Source organism: Cellvibrio fontiphilus (assembly GCF_042646205.1).
GTDB lineage: Bacteria > Pseudomonadota > Gammaproteobacteria > Pseudomonadales > Cellvibrionaceae > Cellvibrio > Cellvibrio fontiphilus_A.
In genome coordinates, this window is sequence record NZ_JBHRTF010000003.1 from 68,472 (window position 1) to 91,787 (window position 23,316).

Below are 23,316 nucleotides of genomic sequence, written 5' to 3' on the forward strand. Positions count from 1 at the left end.
TCGAATGGCATATAGTGAGCGCTTAGAGTTAAGGCTGAGTCATCGGCTATCAATGATAATCCCTGTATTTGCTTGAGGTAAAACTATGGATGCAATTGTTGCATTACACCAGCGTGTTTCGCAGTCTCGTTTAACTGCCCCAGCGCCTGATTCAATCCAGTTGGATTTGTTGATGCGATCTGCCGCACGTGCGGCAGATCATGGAAATCTTCAGCCTTGGCGTTTTCTTATTATCGAGGGAGAAGGTTTGATAAGGCTCGGGCAGCTTTTTGCTCGTGTGGCAGCAGCCAAAAAGCCTGATATTACCCAGGCGGAGTTGGATAGGTTTACCGCTATGCCACTGCGTGCCCCAATGATTATTGTCGCCATAGCCAAATGTCAGCCACACCCCAAGGTTCCTGAAATTGAACAAGTTATAGCTGCAGGAGCCGCGACTCAAAACATTCTCACTGCCAGTTTTGCGCTTGGCTTGGGAGCTATTTGGCGCTCCGGTGAAATGGCTTATGACGATACAGTTAGGCAGGCCATGGGGTTGAGTAATAATGAGTCACTTAAGGAACAGATTTTAGGCTTCATATATATTGGTACCCCTGATGCTGATGCGCGTCCGGCTCGCCAAATAAATCCGAAAGATTTTTTTAGCACATGGACTGGCGAATAAGATTGCGTTTGTGAGTTTGCTTGTGTAAATTAGCGCGCCTTCGCTGGAGCGACAACGGAAGTTGATCGAGCAAGTAACCGCAGTGTTTTGTCGGCGGTAAAATACGGTGAGATGTCCGAGTGGCCGAAGGAGCACGCCTGGAAAGTGTGTATACCGCAAGGTATCGAGGGTTCGACTCCCTCTCTCACCGCCATTTTTAAACGACAAATCAAAAAATTAAGTCGCAGTCTTGGATGTGGTTCGATATACACTCAAGTTGATTGGTTTTCATACATCGTTGATTTTTAAAGCATTATTTTAAAATTTCACAAAAGAAAAATTAAAAAATGCTTGACGAAATAAAAGCCTGCCAATAAAATGCGCGCCATCACAACGCACTCGTAGCTCAGCTGGATAGAGTACTCGGCTACGAACCGAGCGGTCGGAGGTTCGAATCCTCCCGAGTGCGCCATATGTAAAAAGCCCGTCATGGAAATGACGGGCTTTTTTATTACCTCAATTTTACGCTTCAAATTTTCTTATTCCCTAGAGTTGTTATTGCTAACCAGAAAAGTTTTGCTATACCGAAATAGGTGGCGTCTCTGTTGTTACTGTTTTTTATCAAGGGTTGGACATAAGCGAGGGTATCGTGGATCTAAAAGAGTTAATTGATAGCGCACAAAAATTGCCTAATATTCCCAAGGTTGTGCAGGAATTAATAGAAAGCTTTGGCGATGAAAACATCAGTGGCGATGAAATCGCCAAAAAAATTAGTTCAGATCAAGTTCTTACAGCCAAAGTATTGCGAGCGGCTAATACGGCTCACTATGGTGGAAATCGCAAAGTAGGTTCTGTGAATGATGCAGTGCTGATTTTGGGTTTTAATGCGGTTCGTACCTTGGTTTTGGCATCGGGTATGGTTGGTGTTTTTAAGGCACCAGAGGGGTTTGATCTCCCTGCTTTTTGGCACAACAGTTTTGCCGTAGCTAGCACCTGTAAATGGCTTGCTAAATTTTCCAGAGATGATGCAGAAACCGCATTCACTTGCGGCATGATTCACAACATCGGCGAATTACTTATTCATGTGCTATTGCCTGAGGAGTGTATAGAAATACAAAAATTAGTTGATCGCGGTGCGCGCAATTCTGATATTGAAAAGACCGTGCTTGGTTTTAATTTCCCTGAAGCTGGGGCTGAGTTGGCTAATCGCTGGAAGTTTCCTGAATCGATAGTAGAAAGTATTCGCTATCAATTAGAGCCACAGGCTGCACCGAAATTTTCCCGCCTTGCTGCGTTAGTGTACATTGCAGATTATATAGTTCATGCGAATGAAAAAGAGGCTCCAGATTATTTGTTGGCGAACTTCCCGAGTGAATTGGCGATGCAACTGGGTATTAATATTGAAAAGTTGCTTGAGCGGATTGATGAGACGAAAGAATTAATCGGTGGTTTTGATGAGTTGCTCCACTAAACAGTAAAAAATAAAGCCGCGAGTTGTGATGTTACTGGCGGCTCTTTCTAATTTTTAGTTTCTGATGTTAGCGAGCCATTATTGGCTCGCAAGCAATGCTTCTTGAAAGCATGCGTCTATTTCTGGTGGTGTGGTTTTACGTTTAATGGCCTCAAAAAATATTTGTGCTTGCGGATATTGACGGCTGAGATACATCAACCATTGCTTAACACGGTTACCACAATTGCGCTCGCAGTAAAGGGGCGTCGTGAGTTTGTAGTAGTCGTAGAGCATTTCACAAATTTCTCGCCAAGTGAGTGGTGTGTATTCATCGCCTTGGACATGAGCTTTGATTTGTCGAGCAAGATCGGGGCAGGCAAGTAGCCCGCGCCCGAGCATGGCATCGGCACCAGCAGATTCATCGCGGTAGCGCAGGTAATCGGTAACTGACCAAATTTCTCCATTACCCACCACGGGAATTTTTAATTCGGCACGTATCTTGGCGATGTAACTCCAGTATGCGGGGGGCTTATAGCCATCTACTTTGGAGCGTGCATGAACGGTGAGTTCGTTGGCACCTGCTGCCTCTACTGCTCTGGCATTATCCAGATAGCTGCTGCGATCTTCAAAACCCAGGCGAATTTTTGCAGTCACGGGGATATCGTGCGGTACAGCATCACGTACAGCTTTAATAATGGAGTAAACGCGATCCGGGGTGCGTAGCAAACAAGCGCCACCTTCATGAGAGTTGACAGTTTTGGCGGGGCAACCAAAATTCAGATCGATGGCTTTAGCGCCGTAGTGCACCAGCTCCAGTGCGTTGACCGCCATGGGCTCGGGTTTGCTGCCCAGTAATTGCACCCGCACCGGGGTGCCGTTGGGTGTTTTGCAGTTACTCTCGAGTTCCTGCGCATACTTATAAAAGACCTTGTAAGGTAATTTTTGATCGGTGACACGGATAAACTCCGTCACGCAACCATCCAATCCACCAATGCGTGTCAGTATGTCGCGTACATGGTGTTCAACTACGCCCTCCATTGGGGCTAACATAATTCGCATGATCAACTCTGGCTGGCGATAAAGGTCGGCATTTTAGCGGTTTTGGTTGATAATTGGCGCCACCCTGCGTAGATTGCGCGGCCTTTTGCGGGTAAAACCCGCTCTATATGAAAAGAATGTCGAGGTTCTTGATGACTCAGCCCGGTTTCCACGATTTGATTAGCGATGTTCAGTTGCGCAAAGCCATAGATGCGCTTGGCTATGAAGCGCCGACGCCCGTTCAGCTGGCAGCTATTCCTGCGGCAAGCCAGGGCAAAAATCTTATCGTGAGTTCTAAAACCGGCAGTGGTAAAACCGCCGCTTTTTTATTGCCGGCGATTCAAGCAATGCTGGCCCGTGCCAGTGTGAATCCTGAGTCAACCCGCATGCTGATTTTGACTCCCACCCGTGAGTTGGCGCGTCAGATAGTCAAAAACGCTGAACAGCTGTTGAAATTCACCAGTTTTAAAGTGGGCATGGTATGCGGTGGCGAGGAATTGAAATACCAAAAAGCTATGTTGCGCAAGAATCCGGAAGTTATCGTCGGGACACCCGGGCGTTTGGCGGAACATGTGAGCCACAAATCTACCGAGTTTTCCGGATTGGAGTTTTTGGTGTTGGATGAGGCAGATCGCATGCTGGACATGGGGTTGAGTGAGGACGTACTCAAAATCGCCAACACCTGCCGCAACGAGCGCCAGACATTGTTGTTCTCTGCCACCATGGAGCAGAAAGGTCTGCGCCATTTAATCAAGCAAGTCATCCTGGGTGAAGCGGAAGAAATTTATATTGACGATAAACCCAATGCAATTGTGCAGCAAATGCTGATTGCCGACGATTTTAAGCACAAAGAAAAGTTGCTCTTGGCGTTGTTGCAAAAAGCGGATTTTCAGAAGGCAATTATTTTCACCAACACCAAAGTACGTGCCACCCAGTTGGATAATTTTTTGCGTTACAACAAGTTTCGAGTTGGGGCGTTGCATGGTGATATCACCCAGGATCAGCGCAAGGTTACTCTGGATCACTTTCGTCAGGGGCGCACCAGTATTTTGGTAGCCACTGATGTGGCCGCGCGCGGCTTGGATATTCCCGGTGTTGAGCTGGTGGTGAATATCGATATGGCCTATTCCGGCGATGAATATCTGCATCGCGTGGGTCGGACGGGCCGCGCCGATGCAGAGGGAAGGGCGGTTTCTATGGTGGATGCCAAAGAGTGGAATCTCACCAAAAGTATCGAGCGCTACCTGGGGGTGACCTTTGAAGTGATTGCTATGCCGGGGCTGAAAGGGAAGTATCAAGGGCCGGATAAAATTAAATCCTCTGGCAAGTCAGTAGGTACTAAAAAGAAAACTGCTGTGAAAGATAAAAAAGCAGAAGCTAAACCCAAGGTGAAAGTGCGCGAGCGCGATAAGAAAAATATTGGTAATCGACGCGTTCCCAAAGCGCTCACCGAGGCGCCTGCAGTGGATGGCTTTGCGCCGCCTAAAAAGAAAATCAGCAAGCAGCTGGATGATGGTGGCGAATAAACAATTGCAGCTCTTGTTGGCTGTGCGCTTAATAAGCGGGTAGACGTTCAATTTTATTTTAAATAAGTGATTGATCTTTTCCTGAATAAGATTAATATCAAAGTCACAAGGGTGAAAAAACAAGTAACTCTTGTGGCTTTTGCATCAATTTGAAAGTTCGCACATTACTGGCTTTGCCAGCGTAGTCTTTCTGTCACACGTTTTTGTTTTACTCGGTTTGTTTTCTTGTTTTGATCTAGCGATTTTTGTTGGTTGTAAGTCGATAGTGGTAAATCAGTAAATAAAGGGGGTAATAGACATAATTCCGCAGCAAGTTTCACTTCCAGGGTAAAATCAACACAAAACTTTATATGTTTTTGTGTTACTCACAGGCTTGAAGGGGATTTTTATATGGCGAAAAAAACGCATGCCAGACGTAGTGCGAACCACCATTCCTATGACGATACCAGCTTCTCTAGCTCGCGGCATAAATCGCGAAGAAACCAGCGAACTGATGACAACATTGTCGAAATAAAGTCCCGCTCCCAGCAAGTCGAAACCGCTTACTCTCCTCCTCGCTCTCCGCAACCTCTCCGCGCCAAGACAAAATCCCAGCAGCAGTACATACAGGCTATTAATACGCATATGCTCACTTTTGGTATTGGGCCTGCAGGTACAGGTAAAAGTTATTGTGCCGGTGCACTAGCGGCAGAGGCACTGGAATCTGGCAGAATTGAGCGTATTATCCTTACTCGCCCTGCGGTAGAGTCCGGTGAAAACCTGGGTTTTTTACCGGGTGATCTGGATCAAAAGTTTTCTGTCTATATCGATGCCTTTCGCGATATTTTGAATGAGCGTTTAGGTGCAGGTACTGTAGATTATTGCTTGCGCCATGGTCGTATTGTGGCGGCGCCTCTGGCATTTATGCGCGGTAAAACCTTTAACAGCAAAACCTTTGTGATTTTGGATGAGGCCCAAAATACTACGCCTGCGCAGATGAAAATGTTTCTAACGCGCATAGGTGAGGACTGTAAGGTTGTTATAAATGGTGATATTCAGCAGAGCGATATTCGCGGCCCTAATGGGCTTGCTGATGCCGTGGAGCGTTTGCGCGGTTTACCCAATGTCTATCTGCATGAGTTCGAACGCGATGACATTGTGCGCAGCGGTTTGGTGCGCGACATTATCGACCGTTACGAGGTGCCTGACGAAATTTAATCATCACTGTGCTGCACTTTGTTGTGAGCGGCGATGGCATATATCCATGTCCGCATAAAATAAGGTGCAGCTTAACCATTCTGCTTGACTTGCTTATTGCAAAATGAGCCGGCATCCTGCGCTTGTGTTTTTCCTGTGTTAATTCCTTTCTACCCAGTTTGCGCAATCGCGTCCGTGGAACAGCTGGCGCTGTTAACTTTGATACTGAATTGTTTTTATGAATGCATTGTCCTGCCCTTTGTGCCGCCTACCATTAACATTAAATACTCAGGGCGTGGCTTGTGAGAGAGGGCATCAATTTGACCGCGCCAAAGAGGGCTACTTCAATTTATTGCCCGTTCAATATAAGCATTCGTTGCAGCCGGGTGATGCTAAACAACAATTGGATGCGCGCCGCCAGTTTTTGCAGGCAGGATTTTTTGCGCCGCTGAAAAGCCAGTTGCAGAAACTGTTACCCGACACAGCTAAAAACTTGTTGGACATAGGTTGCGGCGAGGGTTATTTCACTAATTCATTTGCTGAGGCCTTACCGGAAGCACATATCTACGGTGTGGATATTGCCAAGCCGGGAGTGAGGTTGGCAGCAAAGGCGGCAGGTGCAAAAGGCTTAGGTGGCCATCTGACCTACGCGGTTGCCTCCAGTTTTGATTTGCCTCTGGCAGACGGCAGCATTGATGTTATTACCCGTATTTATGCACCCAGCAAGGATGCCGAGTTATGTCGTGTAATGGGAACTGCCGGCCTCTTGGTTATAGTAGCGCCAGGTGAGCAGCACCTATTGGGGTTGCGGCGTCGAATTTACCGCGAAGTGCGACCACATCAACAGACGCCCGTGCCTGAGGGTTTTCGTTTGGCGGATGAGCAGCGGGTGACCGCTGATCTAGTTATTGAGCAGCCAGCCATGCGTGCTGCGCTATTGGCGATGACGCCTTTTGTCTGGCGTATCAATCAACAATTAAAAGCTGATTTAATCGATAATCTGTTTGAGGATCGGTTGGATTTTTCTATACTGATATATAACAAAATATGATTAGATTTTTAATTTCAATAGCATTACCTTTGGTTTCTTGATCTTTTTGTGACCTAATGCTCACTTTTGCAGCCCGGATTTCTCAAATATGAGCGCAGATTAATAAGAATCGCTCCGTGCGATAACCTATGGAAACTCTTCATGGCGTGCCTCTCTATCCAACCTCTGTTTCGTGTGTTGCCCGGCTGGTTTACAGCCTCTGTACTGGTTTTGTCTATTCCCGTTTTTGCGCAAGCCTCGCCCAGTACTATTAAAGAAGTCACTCAACAAACACTGGAAGCGAATCCGGAAGTACAGGCAGCCTGGCACGAGTTTAAAGCGGCGGCGCAAGATGTGGGTGTTGCCCGTGGTGGTTATTTGCCGACGGTGGATATAGGCGCCTCCGCAGGCAAAACCAATCGTGACTACGATGGTCGCGGTGTCTACAACACTACACAGGGGCAAATTACCCTGAGTCAAATGCTGTTTGACGGTTTCCGCACCTCAGGAGAGGTGGAGCGTTTTGACAGTGTGCGCTTGGTTCGTTACTACGAATTACTGAATACGGTTGAGCTGACTGCGCTGGAAGCAGTGCGCGCTTATGAAGATGTAAAACGCAACCGCGAGCTGGTGGAGTTGGCGCGTGCGAATTACGCTAAACATCGCGATGTATTTGCACAGATCGAAGAGAGGACTCTCTCTGGTGTTGGCCGTCGGGTAGATCTTGAGCAGGTTGCTGGCCGTTTGGCGCTGGCTGAATCCAACTTGCTGACGGAAGCGACCAATTTGCATGATGTAACCGCGCGCTATTTGCGTGTTGTTGGGCAATTACCTGCGGATGACCTGCAGCCCACGCGTCTTGCTGAACAGCAATTGCCTGAGTCTATACGCGCTGCGTTGAGCCTGGCTTACCAAGGCAACCCCGGTTTCCACGCTGCGATTAAAAACATCAGTGTTGCCCAAGCTGCAGTAAAAGTAGATCGCGCTGGTCATTACCCCAAAGCCGAGTTGCGCGCGCGTCAGGTGACCAGCCGCAACCAAAATGGTTTTGATAATCGTGTTGATCCCAGCAGTTACGGCGATGAAAGTGCGGTCGAACTGGCGATTACCTATAACCTATACAGCGGCGGCTCCAATCGCGCAGCTATTCGTCGCTCACTGGAATTAGTGAATCAGGCTAAAGATTTGCGCGATCAAGCTTGTATCGATTTGCGTCAGAACACTCAAATTGCCTACAACGATGCCTTCCGCTTAAGTGAACAATTAATTGCATTGGAGCAGCATCGTCTTTCAAGCGACAAGGTGCGCACTGCCTATGCCGAGCAATTTAATATTGGCCAGCGCACCTTGTTGGATGTGCTGGATGCTGAAAATGAATACTTTCAAGCCAGCCGTGCCTTGGTGATTGCGCAGGGCGATCTTGAACTTGCCCATGCGCGCGCGCTTGCTGCCATGGGTAGCCTCTTGCCCGCACTCGGTATAGTGCGCGATGGCTTGGGAATATTGCATGACACTAAAGTGGAGGATTCGCTGAAAATTTCTGAATCAGCTTGTCCGGCCGATGCGCCTGTTGCTATGGGCCGTCAGGATCTGATCAGTGAGTTGACTCCGTTAAATGGTGATGCATTGTTTGACTCGGGTAGTTCTGAATTAAAACCAACGGCTGCGGCCACATTGGATCGTTTGATCAGCTCTATCAAGGCAACTCAGGGTGTGGTGCAAATTACCATTGAGGGGCACTCCGACAGCAGCGGCACTGATGCACTCAATGTGCCGCTTTCCAAAGCGCGAGCACAAAGCGTGCGCGATTATTTTGTCTTAAACGGCTTGGAAACTATCCCCATGACGGTAGATGGTTTTGGGGCCGCGCGCCCGGTGGCGAATAATGCTACCGATGCTGGCAAAGCAGCCAATCGTCGTGTTGATGTCACAGTAATACGCAAACAGTAAATGTGCAGCAGTTGCAAAATGATTTGCTAGGCTTGAGCGAATAGAGCGGCTGCAGCTGGCCGCTTTTTATTGTTCGATGAACCCCTATTGCTCGACAGCCCCGCCTTGTTCGACAGACCCGCCCCGGAGCCAGAATGACCCCCAACGTCCAACCTCTAGTGGATTCCCAGGCTGTAGCTGCTGGCCCTTTGCTTGAATGTTTATTGTTGGTGGCGCGTGCGCATCAGATTACGACTACCCGTGAGAGTGTGTTAGCAGGCTTACCGCTTGAAAGCACCGGCCTTACTCCCTCGCTGTTCGCACGTGCAGCCAAACGTGCCGGTATGACCAGCAAATTGGTGGTGCGTCCGCTTGCTGAATTAAACCCCGCACTATTTCCGGTAGTACTTCTGCTCAACAATAATCAAGCCTGCCTATTGCTGGAGTCGAGCAGCAGTGGTGCGCGCGTTGTTTATCCGGAATTGGGCGATGCCGTGGTGGAGGTGACATTGGATGATCTGGTCGCCAGTTATACCGGTCATGCCATTTATGTGCGTCCACAAGAAAAATTTGATGCGCGCGCCACTGATATAGCCAAAAACATTGCGCAAAAACAGCGCGAATCCCACTGGTTTTGGGGTGTGATTGGTGAATACAAATACCTCTATCGCGATGTGCTACTAACGGCACTATTGATCAATTTTTTTGCGTTGATTTCGCCACTGTTTGTGATGAATGTGTATGACCGCGTAGTGCCAAACCATGCGACGGATACGCTTTGGGTTTTATCCTTTGGCATGCTGATTGCAATCAGTGCTGATTTTGTACTGCGCATGATGCGCGCCTGGTTTGTTGATCTGGCTGCAAGCAGGGTGGATGTCACCTTGTCGGCCGTTATTATGGAACGGGTACTGGGCATGAAGTTGTCGGAGCGTCCGGCCTCGGTTGGTTCATTCACTGCCGGCTTGCAATCCTTTGAATCCATTCGCCATTTCATTTCTTCTGCCACCATTCTGGCGCTGGTAGATTTACCTTTTGTGCTGCTCTTTTTATTGGTGGTGCTGTTAATTTCCTGGCCGCTGATTTTGCCCATTATTGTCGGTGTGGGTGTAGTCATTATTTACACCGCTGCGGTGCAGAAAAAAATGCAAATCCTTGCGGAAAACTCCATGCAAGCCTCGGCACAACGCAACGCGACATTGGTAGAGAGCGTCGCTGGTTTGGAGACAATAAAAACCCTGGGCGCGGAAGGGCGCATGCAAGTGATTTGGGAAAAAGCCACCCTGGTGCTGTCGCGTGTAGGAGTAAAAATGCGGTTGTTGTCCGGCTCGGTGGGCAGCAGTACTTTGTGGGTTCAGCAAGCGGTGTCGGTGGTTATTATTATCGTTGGTGTCTACCAAATTATTGACGGCAATTTGTCCCAAGGCGGGCTAATCGCTGCCTATATGCTTGCTTCGCGTATTATGGCTCCGGTAGGGCAAACCGCCGGGTTGTTAATGCAATATCACAGTGCTGCCACGGCATTAACAGCGCTTAATGAAGTGATGGCTAAACCGGTAGAGCGCCCGCTGGATGCCCAGTGGATTAGTCGCCCGCGTTTGCAGGGTGCGATTGAATTTAAAAAAGTTGCGTTTAAATATCCGCAGGATGAACGCGAAGTGTTGCGTGATGTTTCATTCAAAATTAACGCGGGTGAACATTTGGCTATTCTGGGGCGCAACGGTTCGGGTAAAACCACGCTGGAGAAATTAATCGCCGGCTTGTATGAACCCAGTGCCGGTACTTTGCTGATTGATGGTATTGATATTCGCCAACTGGACCCCGCCGAATTGCGGCGCAATATTGGTTACGTATCCCAGGATGTAAATTTATTTTTTGGCAGTCTGCGCGACAACATTGCACTAGGCTCGCCCCATGCGACCGATGAAGCGATTTTGGAAGCAGTGCGTTTGAGTGGCTTGACCGAATTTGTAAACCAGCACCCTATGGGGCTGGCTATGCCGGTGGGTGAGCATGGACAGTTGTTGTCCGGTGGCCAGCGCCAGGCGGTCAGTATTGCACGCGCTTTATTAAACGATGCGCCGATCATATTAATGGATGAACCCACAGGCTCCATGGATCACACCAGTGAAGAGGAATTCAAACGCAACCTGTTGCAATTTGCTGCACACAAAACCCTGATTGTGATTACCCATCGCACCTCGCTGTTGGAATTGGCGGAGCGAATTATTGTGATTGATAGCGGCAAAATTGTCGCCGATGGCCCGAAAGAGCAGGTAGTGGAAGCGCTGCGTCAAGGGCGTATCGGGAGGGCTTCCTGATGCATTCAACTGCACCGCTAAAAAAATCCCGCGACAAAATCTGGTTTGAAAAGCTGGGCCGCGCGCTGGATAAACTAGGCCTGCCGGCCAGCCGTTTTATCGACAAACTTTATGCGCGCTGGCTCGACCCTATTCATGAGCAACCAAAAGATTGGGTGACAGATTCAGACTGGGCCAGGTTGCAACAGGAACCGATAAAAGCGCGCGCCCTGCTGCGGGTTATTGCACTGATTGTGTTGTTGTTGCTGCTGTGGGCCGCCTTTGCACCCTTGGATGAAGTGGCGCGCGGCGAAGGCAAGGTAATTCCCTCATCGCAGCTGCAGGTTATTCAATCTTTTGATGGTGGTGTAGTACAAGAAGTGCTGGTGCGCGAAGGGCAAACGGTTAACAAAGGCGATTTATTATTGCGCATAGATCCCACGCGCTTTATTTCCACTTTTCGCGAAAACCGCGCGGAATATTTATCACTGCAGGCCCGCGCTGCACGCTTACAAGCGTTAACCACCAATACCCAACTGGTGTGGCCGCAGGATTTAATGGCAGATGCGCCGGACATTGTGAATCACGAGCGCAATTTGTATGAATCCAATCGCAAGGAATTGGATGAGCAGCTTGCGATTGCGCGCAGTCAATTGGATCAGCGCGCCGAAGAATTAAATGAAGTGCGCGCAAAATTAACCCAGGCGACACGCGCCTTGGAATTGGCCACGCAGGAGTTAGGGGTTACTAAACCGCTGCTTGCCAGTGGTGCGATTTCAGAAGTGGAAATTTTGCGTTTGGAAGGCGAGGTGGCGCGCGCGCGCGGCGACCGTGAGCAGGCCTTGTCGCAGGAGTCCCGTTTATTGCTGGCAGTGGAAGAGGCCGAGGGGAAGTTGCGCGAAACGGAACTGATGGCCAACAACAAATGGCGCAATGAATTATCGGATGTGTTGGCAAAAATAGCGGCGTTAAGCGAATCCAGTACCGGCCTTGCCGACAAAATAAAATACGCAGAAATACGCTCGCCAGTGCGCGGCACTGTACAACGGGTGTTTACCAATACCGTGGGCGGCGTAGTACAACCGGGGCGCGAAGTGATTGAAATGGTGCCGCTGGACGACCAGTTAATTGTCGAGGCCAAGGTGTCACCCAAAGACATTGCCTTTTTACACCCGGGGCAAGAGGCGATTGTGAAATTTACCGCTTACGATTTTGTGGTTTACGGCGGTTTGCGCGGCAAGGTGGAACACATTAGCCCCGATACCATTACCGATGAAAAAGAGCGCACTTTTTATATAGTGCGGGTGCGCACCGAGCGCGCTGGTTTTGACCCTACGCTGCCTATCATGCCGGGCATGATGACCCAGGTAGATATTCTCACTGGCAAGAAAACGGTTTTGGCCTATTTGCTAAAGCCGGTTTTGCGCGCCCAACAAAATGCTATGACGGAACGATAATGCCGCACCTGTTTGTTGCCCCTGTCACTGTGCAATCACCCCATTGGTTGCAAGCCTTTCCGGATGCGCATCTGGTGCGGGAATTTGGCTATTTGAATTCATCTGATCTGGTGTGGCTGTTACTGACCGGAGCGCAAAGCATCGCCCAGATAAAAAATCTGGCCGATGCCGGCATTAAAGTGGTTGCCATGACGGCAATAGAACAAACCAGCGAAGCCCGGCAGGTATTGGAGGCGGGGGCCAGCGGTTATGTGCATTATCTGGCGGTGCCCTCGGTGCTGGAGCAGATTGCCCAGTCAGTGGCTCTTGGTGGGGTTTGGTTGGGCGCTGAGTTAATGCGTGAGCTGATTCTGGGTGCCCAGCGCTTGGCAGCACCTGCAGGTTCTAGCCCTAAAGCTGATCTGAATCGCCTGACCAGCCGCGAGCGTGCCGTGGCAGAGTTGGTTGCAGCCGGCAAAACTAACAAAGAAGTGGCTCGCGCTCTGGATATCACTGAACGCACTGTTAAAGCCCATTTGGGCGCCAGTTTTGAAAAGTTGGGAGTGCGTGATCGCCTGCAACTTGCGCTGGCTTTGTCTGGCTGATTATCTGTTGCTACATATCACACGCCCCACACCCCTTCTGATTCGTTCTGTCGCTTAAAGCATTCTTTTTTGCGCTTTTTAGAACACCTTCGTCTATAAAAAAATCCTGCTTATTGTCCTTTAGTCCAATGGCGTTAATTTCAACTGTCACTAGACTCCACCTAACATCCCCAATTGTGCGCTGGTTCACTTTTTACATCGGAGTCAAGTATGAGCAATGCCGTAGCTACTGTTGCGTTTCTTCAAGGTCAAGCCTGGGCGAAAGCGCCTGATGGCAGCCTGCGCCCGCTAACGGTGGGGGCGGTGCTTAACGACAATGAAATTATTGTGACGGCAGAGGGCGCGCGCGTTGAGCTGGATATTGGCGGAGTGGAACCCCTGATTATTTACGGTGGTCAGGAAGTGGCAATGAGCCGCGATATGAACCCGCAAACCGCGACCTCCGCCGATGAGGCGTTGCTGGACGATGCCAGTGTGGATCAAGCCTTGACGATTCTTGAACAAGAAGGCGATTTGTTAGAGGAGTTGGAGGAAACTGCCGCAGGCGATAACGCCGGCGGTGGATCGGATGGCAGTAGCAATTTTGTCCGCTTGGATCGTATTGCCGAGTCGACCGAGGATCAGGATTTTTCTTACAACAGCAGTCCAGAGGCACAGGCTGGGCAGGCCGCAAGCGATGGCGATTATGTCAATCGCGCACCTGAATTAGCCGATCAAGTATTCGGCACCGATGAAGATACGCCATTGACTGGCCAAATTATCGCCACAGATATAGAAGGCGACCTATTAACCTATGCACTCGCGGGTGGCCCTGCAAATGGCAGTTTGCAGCTGAACCCGGCCACAGGTCAGTTTGTATTTACCCCTAATGCGAATTACAACGGCCCCGACAGTTTTGTGGTGACAGTCACCGACAGCCGCGGCAATAGCAGCACCGCCACTATTACCTTAAACGTTACACCGGTGAATGATATTCCCGTGTCTGCCGACCAAAATCTGGTCACTGATGAAGACACGCCGGTAAGCGGGCAAATAGTCGCCAGCGATGTCGAAAATGACACCCTCAGTTACAGCCTGACGGGCGCGCCAGCAAATGGCCAACTGGTATTGGATCCGGTTACTGGCGGATTTACCTACACACCAAACGCCAACTTTAATGGCAGTGATTTGTTTATCGTCACCATTAGCGATGGCAACGGTGGCAGCACCACCAGCACCGTCACTATCGGTGTCTTACCCGTAAACGACCTGCCGGTAAGCAGCGACCAAAACCTGATCACCCCCGAAGATACACCCATCGATGGTCAGGTAGTGGCAAGCGATGTGGATGGCGACAGCCTGAATTATCTGGTTTCTGCACCGGCGGCGAGTGGCACAGTCTCGCTTGATCCAACAACCGGCGCATTTACCTATACCCCAAATGCTAATTTTAATGGCAGTGATTTCTTTATCGTCACCATCAGCGATGGCAATGGCGGTACTACCACCAGCCGTATCAACATAGGTGTGACACCCGTAAACGATGCCCCGGTGAGCAGCGACCAAAACCTGACAACACCGGAAGATACACCTATCGATGGTCAGGTAGTGGCAGGCGATGTGGATGGCGACAGCCTGAGTTATTTGGTTTCCGCACCAGCGGCGAGTGGCACAGTCACACTTGATCCGGCAACCGGTGCATTTACCTACACCCCAAATGCCAATTTTAATGGCAGTGATTTCTTTATCGTCACCATCAGCGATGGCAATGGCGGTACTACCACCAGCCGCATCAACATAGGCGTGACACCAGTAAACGATGCACCGGTAAGCAGCGACCAAAACCTGACAACACCGGAAGATACCCCCATCAGTGGCCAAGTCAGCGCCAGCGATGTCGATGGCGACAGCTTGAGCTATGTGGTTTCTGGTCAGCCTGCAAACGGTAGTGTGACCCTGAATGCGGCTACCGGCACCTTCACTTACACTCCAGCTGCTAATTACAACGGCAGCGATTCATTTGTGGTCACCATTAGCGATGGCAATGGCGGCACCACAACCAGCCGCATCAATATTGGTGTCACTCCGGTAAACGATGCACCGGTAGCCAGTAACCTCAACCTGGTTACGCCGGAAAACATACCAGTTAATGGCCAAATAAGTGCCAGTGATATCGATGGCGATAGCCTGGGCTACAGTCTCAACAGCGCGCCGGTTAATGGTACTGTCGTTTTGAATCCGGCCACCGGCAGTTTCACCTATACCCCAAATACCGGTTACAACGGCAGCGACAGCTTTACCGTCACCATTAGCGATGGCAATGGCGGCACTACCACTAGCCTCGTGTCTATTGGTGTGACACCGGTAAACGTTGCGCCCACGGCTGGCGATCTGAATCTGACCACCGATGAAGACGTACCGGTGAATGGCGCTATCAGCGCGAATGACCCGGATGGCGATACCTTGTCTTACTCCGTTACGGGTAGTCCGGCGAGTGGCACCGTTGTGCTGAACGCCGCAACGGGCACATTTACCTATACCCCGAATACCGGTTACACCGGTGGCGACAGCTTCGTGGTGACCATCAGCGATGGCAATGGCGGTACCACTACCAGTACGGTCACGATTGGTGTGAATTCCACTAATGATGCCCCTGTTGCCAGTAACCTGAATCTAACAACAGATGAAGATATTCCCGTCAATGGTGCTGTGCTTGCCAGCGACCCGGATAGTGACCCGCTGAGTTTCTTGGTTTCAGCTAATCCCACCCATGGCAGCGTCATTCTCAACCCTGTTACTGGTACGTTTACCTATACCCCCAACACCAATTACCACGGCAGTGACAGTTTTGTCGTAAGTATTAGTGATGGTAAAGGCGGTGTTACTACGAGCACGGTCACTATTGATGTAAATCCAATTAACGATGCGCCCGTGACCGCGGACCAAAACCTGACTACCAACGAGAACCAAGCCATTCCCGGCACTGTCAGTGGTTCTGATCCGGATGGTGATTCCCTGCGGTTCTTGCTGCAAACTCCGCCCGGGTCTGGCTCTTTGTCGCTCGATATATTGACCGGCCAATTTATCTATAACCCCGGCGCTGGCTTTACCGGTACAGACAGTTTTGTCGTGCGGGTGACGGATGGTAATGGCGGCAATGCGCTCAGCACGATTACCATCGGTGTCTTGCCCGTCAACGGCACTCCAGACGCCGTGGATGATGCTGTGTCAGTGCGTCAGGATACCTCGGTAACGGTAGCTGTGAAGGCAAACGATACCGATCCGGAAAACGACAGCCTAACAGTAACTGGCGTTACCCAAGGTGTGCATGGTTCGGTGGTGATTGATGCGGTAACCGGCAATCCTATCTACACACCTGATGCCGGTTATGTCGGCACTGACACCTTTACCTACACCATCAGCGATGGCAATGGTGGCACTGACACCGCCAGTGTGACGGTCACGGTGACTGCCAACACAGCACCCGTTGCTGTGGCTGATTCAATTACCTTATTCGAAGGGGGTGTTGCCACTAGCCTAAATGGTGGTGCTACCAGCCTACTGGCGAACGACACAGATGCGGAAGGCAATCCATTAACGGCCATCCTGGTGACAGGCCCGGCTCACGGGACCCTGACGCTCAATGCCGATGGAACCTTCAGCTATATCCACGACGGTAGTGAGACTACTGTAGATAGTTTCACCTACAAAGTGAATGACGGTACTGTAGATGGCAATACCGTGACCGTGAACATCAATATAACGCCGGTAAATGAAAGACCAATCGCAGTTGATGATTTTTACACCACGGCAGAAGATACCCCGATTGTCTTCGACTTGGCTGATTGGCTGCTTAACGATTCAGACCCGGACGGCGATACCATCTCGGTATTCAGTGCGAGTGCTGTAGTCAATGGCACCTTGTCCTATGTGGGCGGCCAACTGACCTTTATCCCTAACGCTGAATACAGTGGCCCAGCGTCATTCAATTACAGCATTCACGATGGTCACGGCAACACCGCCACAGCGACGGTTCACATCAATGTGACTAACGTGGATGATCCAAGTGTCCTGCTGGCCGATGTTGTTAATGCCAGTGAAGATACAGAGGCCAGTGGCAATGTGTTGTCCAATGACACCGACGTTGATAGCCCACTGCAAGTCGTCGCATTCGTTATGAATGGCACCGGCTATAGCGCTGGTGATCTGGTCAGTGTACCGGGCATCGGCAGCCTGACATTACAGGCAAGTGGTGCCTTTACCTTTACACCAGTGGCCAACTACAACGGCCCGGTGCCCCAGATCACTTACACTACCAATACGGGTTTTAGTAGCACACTCGACATCACCATTGACCCGGTTAATGATGCGCCGGTGGCTAATAATGACTCCCTGGCCACCACCCAAAACGTGGCTTTGGAAATTAACCTTGCAAGCCTGACGGCAAACGACACCGATATCGATGGCCACACTTTGACAGTGTTCGCCGCCGGTGCAGTAACTAACGGTTCCCTGGCTTATATTGATGGCAAGTTGCACTTCATTCCTGCCAACAACTACACAGGCCCCGCTTCGTTTACCTACAGCATCACCGATGGCCACGGTGGTACCAGTTCTGCAACGGTGAATATCAGCGTCACCGCAGCACCTAATGTTGCACCTGAGACGAATTCCGTTGCCGCATCGGGCAATGAGGACACACTCATCACCATCAATCTGACTGGCAGTGATAGCGATGGTACCGTTGCGGGCTATGTCATCAAATCCCTGCCGGTCAACGGCGTGCTTTACTCTGACGCAACTATGACCACTGCCATTGGAGTGGGCGATCTGGTAACCGGGCCGGTTTATTTCATGCCGAATGCCAACTGGAATGGCTCTACCCAATTTGATTATGTCGCGCGCGACAACTTAGGCCTTGAGGATGCAACAGCCGCAACGGCCAGCATTACGGTAAACCCGGTCGCTGACGCTGCGGTACTGGGCACTGGCGCTGGCTCGGTAAAAGAGGACACGCCAGCGCAGTCCAGCGCGGGTGGCACCCTGAGCATCACTGACCCTGACGCGGGTGAGGCGAGCTTCCAGCCACAAACCAATACCGCCGGAACCTACGGCAATTTCTCCATCAATGCCGCCGGGGTTTGGACTTACAACATCAATAACAGCCTGAGCGCCGTGCAGCAGCTGAAAGAAGGTGAGACTAAGACGGAAACCTTCACCGTCAGTAGTATTGATGGCGCCACAACCAGCGTTGTCATTACAGTCAGGGGCACCAACGATGCGCCGACGGCAAATGCAGATTCAGCCACGGTAGCGCAAGGCCAGGTACTTACCCTGACGCCGCTCCAGCTGCTGGCAAATGACACTGACCCTGACGGAGATACCCTGAGTATTTTGTCAGTGCAAGATCCGGTAAACGGGAGTGTGAGCATTGTAGGTGGGAATGCAGTGTTTACCCCGACTGCCGGTTACAGCGGCCCAGCTTCGTTTACCTACAGCGTGAGCGATGGGCAGGGCGGAACAGCGACAGCCACGGTTAACATCAACGTGACTGCGGTAAACACTCCACCGGATGCCATTAACGATAACCCTGTGGGCAATGCCACGGCTACTGGCCTGCATGCAGAATACTTCGGTTATCGCCAAGGTACAGATGGGCTTAACCTGGCCTCCCTTGACCAGGTAAAAAACTTTATCGCGACAAACTCAGCCAGTGCGACATTTACCGCCACCACGCTCAATTACAACATGGGCAATGGGTTTAATAACAACTTGGGTTTTGGCACTAACCTGCAAACCTTCCTGGGCTCGGATGCTGCCAGTTTGAGTAATGACCCGGCGACAACCAGTGATGCGATTATCCGCATGAGTGGTTTTGTGGAGCTTGCTGCCGGAACTTACAACTTCCGGGTATTAAGTGATGATGGTTATCAAATCAAAATTGATGGCGTTACTGTTGCCGAAGTAGCCAGCAATCAAAGTGCGGCTACCCGTATTCACCCTTCATTTACCCTTTCCATCAGTGGCCTGCATACGATTGAAATTGTGTACTGGGATCAGGGTTACTACGCCCAGTTTACGGCTGAATTGAGCAATGATGGTGGTCTGAGTTATCAGCCATTTAATGCCTTTAACAGCTACAAAACGGCCAGTCTGGTAGCCGTGGAGGACACGCCATTTACCATCAGTGCGGCGACATTACTTGCCAATGACACCGATGCCAACAGTGACACCTTAAGTATTGTGAGTGTGCAGGGGGCGGTAAATGGTTCGGTTGCTCTGGTGGGAGGTAACGTGGTGTTTACACCCGCAGCCAACTATGCGGGGCCAGCATCCTTTACCTATACCATTACGGACGGAAAAGGCGGCTTCGATACCGCGACAGTGAACCTGATGGTATCGCCAGTGAACGATGCACCGGTGGCAGCAAACGATAATTTGATTGCGGCATCCAACCAGACCCTGACTATCGCGCCGTCAACCCTGGTGGGCAATGATGTCGATGTGGATGGCGATGTTCTTCAGATCATCGCTGTGAATAATGCAGTGAACGGTACAGTGAGCATCAACAGCAGTGGCAATATCTTATTCACTCCGACAAGCGGTTACGAAGGCAGCGCGAGCTTTACTTACACCGCACGCGACGATGGCGGCATCACCACTACCGCGACAGTTAACCTAGCGGTAGGTAGTGCGAGCGCGCCATCGGTAGTGGTGAGCAAGTCGCTGGTCGCCGTTGCACAGGGCACCGGTGGAACCAGTGTGAAGTTCCCCATTATCACCAAGCTGGTGGATACCGATGGTTCAGAAACACTGTCCATTAAGGTCAGTGGTGTGCCCACGGGTTTAAGCTTTAATGCCGGCACTAACCTGGGGGGTGGTGTGTGGCAATTTACAGCGGCCGACCTGCCCAACCTGATGTTGAATTTGCCGGGCAGCTACACCACCAACTCAACCAATCTGACCGTACAAGTCACTGCGACCGAAGCAAATGGTGGATTCACCGCCTCGACATCGACAGTGGTTAATCTCAAGGCGGCCTACACCACCGTAGATTTGACCACCACCGAGTCCGGTAATTACACCGGCTCTTCAGCCAGTGAAAATATTCAGGGTGGCGCGGGCAACAATACGATTAACGCCAATAACGGCAATAATATTGTGCGTGGCGGTGGGGGTGATGACAACCTGAGCGCAGGTTCCGGCACAGACATCATCTACGGCGGCAGCGGCAACGATGTGATCAATGGCGGTAGTGGTAATGACCGTCTGATTGGCGGCGCTGGCAACGACACCATGAGTGGAGGTAGTTCGGGCGAGAACTTTGTGGATGTGTTTGCCTGGAGTCTGGGCGATCAAGGTACTGCAGGTTCACCCGCAGTGGATACCATCCAGAACTTTTCCACCTCAGCACCGGGCAACAATGGTACTGGCGGGGATGTATTGGATCTGCGCGATTTGTTGCAAGGCGAATCAGTGGGTGCATCAAATAGTGCGGGCAACCTTGCCGATTATTTGCATTTTGAAATCAGTGGTAGCAATACGGTAATTCATATCAGTCACACCGGTGGTTTTAATGGCGATTCGCACTCGGTAGGCTCAAGTTTTACCAGCAGTGCCACGACTCAGCAAATAGTACTGGAGGGTGTAAATTTGCAATCGCTGTACAGCGGTGCAACTACTGATCAGCAGATCATTACCCAGATGCTCAACAACAATAAGTTGATAACAGATTAAGCGCTAAACATAAAAAATCCCGCCACTCACTGGCGGGATTTTTTATTGTGTGATGTCGCCTGTCGTTATTTTGTGTGGAGTTTGTATGTTTATAAAACGCGATGAGCAAGGTGTGATTATTGCGCTCAGTAAAACTGCCAGCGCCGAATTTACCGAGCAATTACCTGATGACGATGGGCAACTGCTGGCGTTTTTGCACAGCAGTAAATCCGCAGAGCAGTTGGCGCTGGAGCAAACCGACACGGCCATGGCACGGGTACTAGAGGACGTGGTGGGTTTGTTGGTAGAGCAGGGCGTGATTCGATTTACTGATTTACCCACGGCCGCGCAAGACAAATTGCTTGCACGACGTGAGTTGCGTGGCAAACGCCAGGGTATAGATCTGCTGGACGATGGCGACCATTTGCCGCTGTAGTGTTTATCCTGCAAACTATTTTCATTCTAAAATTATTTTTATCTTAAAAATTATCTTTTTTAAAATTACTGTACAAAAGGCCCTGTGACAGCATCTATTCCCAAGCCGAACAGGGTCTGTTGTTCAGCAGCGGTTTGCACTCCCTCTGCAATCATCGTCAAGCCAATGGAGTGCCCTAATAAACACAGGCTTTGCACAAATGCTTGGTTACTGTTGGTGGTATTTATATCGCGAATAATGGCGCTATCAATTTTCAAAAATGCCAAGCCCATTTCTTGCAGTTGATCAAAGCGAGTGAATTCCAAACCAACGTGTTCCAGGCCAATTAAACAGCCAAATTTGCGCAACTGGGTGATAAAAATCCGTAGTTCCTCAGGGTGGCGCAACACGCAGCTCTCGGAAAACTCCAACCATAAAAAGCGAGCAACTGCCGGGTGTTGGGCAATTAATTCCAAGGCTTGTTCGCGGAAGCTTGCGCTGCATAACGCGGCGCTTGATACATTAATCGCCATGGGTTGTGGTAGCTGCGTGGCGGTGATGCTTAATTGGTTAAGTGCCAAGCGCAATACAGCTAAATCGATGTTGGACATAATGCCCAGCCGCACCGCCCAGGGAATAAAATAGCCCGCTGTTTTTTGCTCCTCATCCAATTGCAAGCGCACGGCGGTTTCATCGTGAATCAGCTCGCCCTGTTGGTTGCGCACCGGGAACTTAACCAGCGCGATATGCTGATGTGTTAAGGCATATTCGATAGAGTCGCGCCATTGCCCCAGATTCCTGGGAGTGGAATGTGGGTGCCCCTCGGGGCGAATAATTACCGCGCGATTGCCCTTTACTTCTGCTTCAGCAAGGGCGCCATCTAATGTATGCAATAAATCGGTACGCAGATCTCCCTGCTGGAAATAGCTGAGTGCCATAGGCAAACCAATTTGGGTATAGCCTGTGGCAATTAGTTGAAAATTTAATTGTTGGGATATTTCGGCACCCACAATATCAATTGCGATATCAGTAGGAATCAGCAAACAAAAATCGCTGCCATTTAACCGGCCTGCATGGCTGCCTGGATAGCGTTGGTTAATGTCCCTGAATACGCTGGCAATCGCACACAACAGCTGATCGACTTGGTGATGCCCCAGTTGATTATTTAATTGCTGAAGGTTCATTAAGCGCGCAATTACCAGCACACCTCTGTCTTGTGCGTCCTCATTGGTTAACTGCGCGTCAAACAAATGTAAAAAATGTGTGCGATTGGCAATACCGGTAAGCGGGTCAGTTTGCGATTCGCGCCTGAGCAATTCAAGTTGTCGCGCCTCTTTTTCCAACATCTGTTTTACGCTGTTGGACAAACGATTCATCGCACGTACCAAGCGTTGAAACTCTTTGGTTTTAGGTTCTTCTGAAACAATAAAGCGCCGTTCGCCAATCGCTTCTGCCTGACTGACTACTACATCCAGCGGGCGTGAAATATATTTCAAAACGATACTGCCAATCAGGCCGCTCAGTAGAGTTGCAAACAAAAACCACTCCAGTAAATCGCGGGTGTTTTTCCACAGTGCTTCCAGTGCATAACCTGAATGACTTTTCACTACCAGCGTACCGGCTTGCTGCCAGCCGTCCTGAATTTGCGCAATGCCCGGTGCAGCATCAAAATTCACACGCTTGGCAAACCATGCAGGTACTTTTTCTGTTGGTTGCTGGGTTTGATTGTCGTTGTCGTTGTCGTAGCGGCGCGCAACCACTGCTTGTTTATCAGTGTTTTGAAAAATAATGTATTCGTAATGCCCCGAATCAAATTGGGCGCTAATCAGCAGCTCAAGCGTTACCGGATCTTTATCAGGCATTTGCGAAATAGACAGGGCCAATGAATTGGCATTGTCGATATTTTTCAGGCGCAATTGCTCTTGCAGATAGGTTTTGGCGGTGAGGGTGCTGATGACAAAATTACCACCCAGCGCCAATAACAGCAGGGATAAAATGCCGATCCAGAGTTGTTTAATTAATGACATGCCTATGCCTTTCATATTCAAGGATTTTTAAAAACGTTAGTAGCTGACT

13 protein-coding genes and 2 tRNA genes are annotated in these 23,316 nt (G+C 50.2%); 13 read left to right on the forward strand and 2 right to left on the reverse strand.

Annotated elements, in window-relative coordinates; genetic code table 11:
• Window positions 1–85: 85 nt before the first annotated feature.
• The 4 genes from ACFODX_RS05935 to ACFODX_RS05950 all read left to right on the forward strand — a co-directional run bounded on the left by ACFODX_RS05935 (window position 86) and on the right by ACFODX_RS05950 (window position 2,111).
• The gene (locus ACFODX_RS05935; RefSeq protein ID WP_378117071.1) at window positions 86–661 is read left to right on the forward strand and encodes a nitroreductase family protein; all 576 of its coding nucleotides are present in this window, start codon (window positions 86–88) and stop codon (window positions 659–661) included.
• A gap of 105 nt (window positions 662–766) precedes the next feature.
• Window positions 767–854: transfer RNA gene (locus tag ACFODX_RS05940), tRNA-Ser, on the forward strand.
• Window positions 855–1,035: 181 nt separating this feature from the next.
• A tRNA-Arg gene (locus ACFODX_RS05945) sits at window positions 1,036–1,112 on the forward strand.
• A 177-nt stretch (window positions 1,113–1,289) separates the two neighbouring features.
• Window positions 1,290–2,111, forward strand: a complete 822-nt coding sequence (locus ACFODX_RS05950; RefSeq protein ID WP_378117073.1) for an HDOD domain-containing protein — start codon at window positions 1,290–1,292, stop codon at window positions 2,109–2,111.
• A 78-nt stretch (window positions 2,112–2,189) separates the two neighbouring features.
• Here the strand turns inward: ACFODX_RS05950 and ACFODX_RS05955 are convergent, their stop codons facing one another.
• Window positions 2,190–3,149, reverse strand: coding sequence for a tRNA dihydrouridine synthase (locus tag ACFODX_RS05955; RefSeq protein ID WP_378117075.1), 960 nt, complete (start codon window positions 3,147–3,149; stop codon window positions 2,190–2,192).
• 131 nt (window positions 3,150–3,280) lie between these two features.
• Here ACFODX_RS05955 and ACFODX_RS05960 point away from each other — a divergent pair, with 131 nt between their 5' ends.
• From ACFODX_RS05960 to ACFODX_RS06000, 9 genes are all read left to right on the forward strand, one after another.
• The gene (locus ACFODX_RS05960; RefSeq protein ID WP_378117077.1) at window positions 3,281–4,654 is read left to right on the forward strand and encodes a DEAD/DEAH box helicase; all 1,374 of its coding nucleotides are present in this window, start codon (window positions 3,281–3,283) and stop codon (window positions 4,652–4,654) included.
• 390 nt (window positions 4,655–5,044) lie between these two features.
• Complete coding sequence (locus tag ACFODX_RS05965; protein ID WP_378117079.1) at window positions 5,045–5,851, forward strand: PhoH family protein; 807 nt, start codon at window positions 5,045–5,047, stop codon at window positions 5,849–5,851.
• Window positions 5,852–6,068: 217 nt separating this feature from the next.
• Window positions 6,069–6,881: a putative RNA methyltransferase gene (locus ACFODX_RS05970; RefSeq protein WP_378117081.1), complete on the forward strand. Its 813-nt coding sequence runs from the start codon at window positions 6,069–6,071 to the stop codon at window positions 6,879–6,881.
• Window positions 6,882–7,022: 141 nt separating this feature from the next.
• On the forward strand, window positions 7,023–8,810 hold the full coding sequence (locus ACFODX_RS05975; RefSeq protein WP_378117082.1) for a TolC family outer membrane protein: 1,788 nt from the start codon (window positions 7,023–7,025) through the stop codon (window positions 8,808–8,810).
• Window positions 8,811–8,944: 134 nt separating this feature from the next.
• Entirely contained in the window at window positions 8,945–11,110 is a 2,166-nt protein-coding gene (locus ACFODX_RS05980; protein WP_378117083.1) for a type I secretion system permease/ATPase, read from the forward strand.
• Complete coding sequence (locus ACFODX_RS05985; RefSeq protein ID WP_378117084.1) at window positions 11,110–12,546, forward strand: HlyD family type I secretion periplasmic adaptor subunit; 1,437 nt, start codon at window positions 11,110–11,112, stop codon at window positions 12,544–12,546. The genes ACFODX_RS05980 and ACFODX_RS05985 overlap by 1 nt, the downstream gene beginning before the upstream one ends.
• On the forward strand, window positions 12,546–13,130 hold the full coding sequence (locus ACFODX_RS05990) for a LuxR family transcriptional regulator (RefSeq protein ID WP_378117087.1): 585 nt from the start codon (window positions 12,546–12,548) through the stop codon (window positions 13,128–13,130). The genes ACFODX_RS05985 and ACFODX_RS05990 overlap by 1 nt, the downstream gene beginning before the upstream one ends.
• Before the next feature lie 210 nt (window positions 13,131–13,340).
• Entirely contained in the window at window positions 13,341–20,846 is a 7,506-nt protein-coding gene (locus ACFODX_RS05995; RefSeq protein ID WP_378117089.1) for a retention module-containing protein, read from the forward strand.
• An 85-nt stretch (window positions 20,847–20,931) separates the two neighbouring features.
• On the forward strand, window positions 20,932–21,261 hold the full coding sequence (locus ACFODX_RS06000) for a hypothetical protein (RefSeq protein ID WP_324259576.1): 330 nt from the start codon (window positions 20,932–20,934) through the stop codon (window positions 21,259–21,261).
• A gap of 65 nt (window positions 21,262–21,326) precedes the next feature.
• Here ACFODX_RS06000 and ACFODX_RS06005 read toward each other — a convergent pair whose 3' ends face one another.
• The gene (locus tag ACFODX_RS06005) at window positions 21,327–23,267 is read right to left on the reverse strand and encodes a bifunctional diguanylate cyclase/phosphodiesterase (RefSeq protein WP_378117092.1); all 1,941 of its coding nucleotides are present in this window, start codon (window positions 23,265–23,267) and stop codon (window positions 21,327–21,329) included.
• Between the last annotated feature and the right edge of the window lie 49 nt (window positions 23,268–23,316).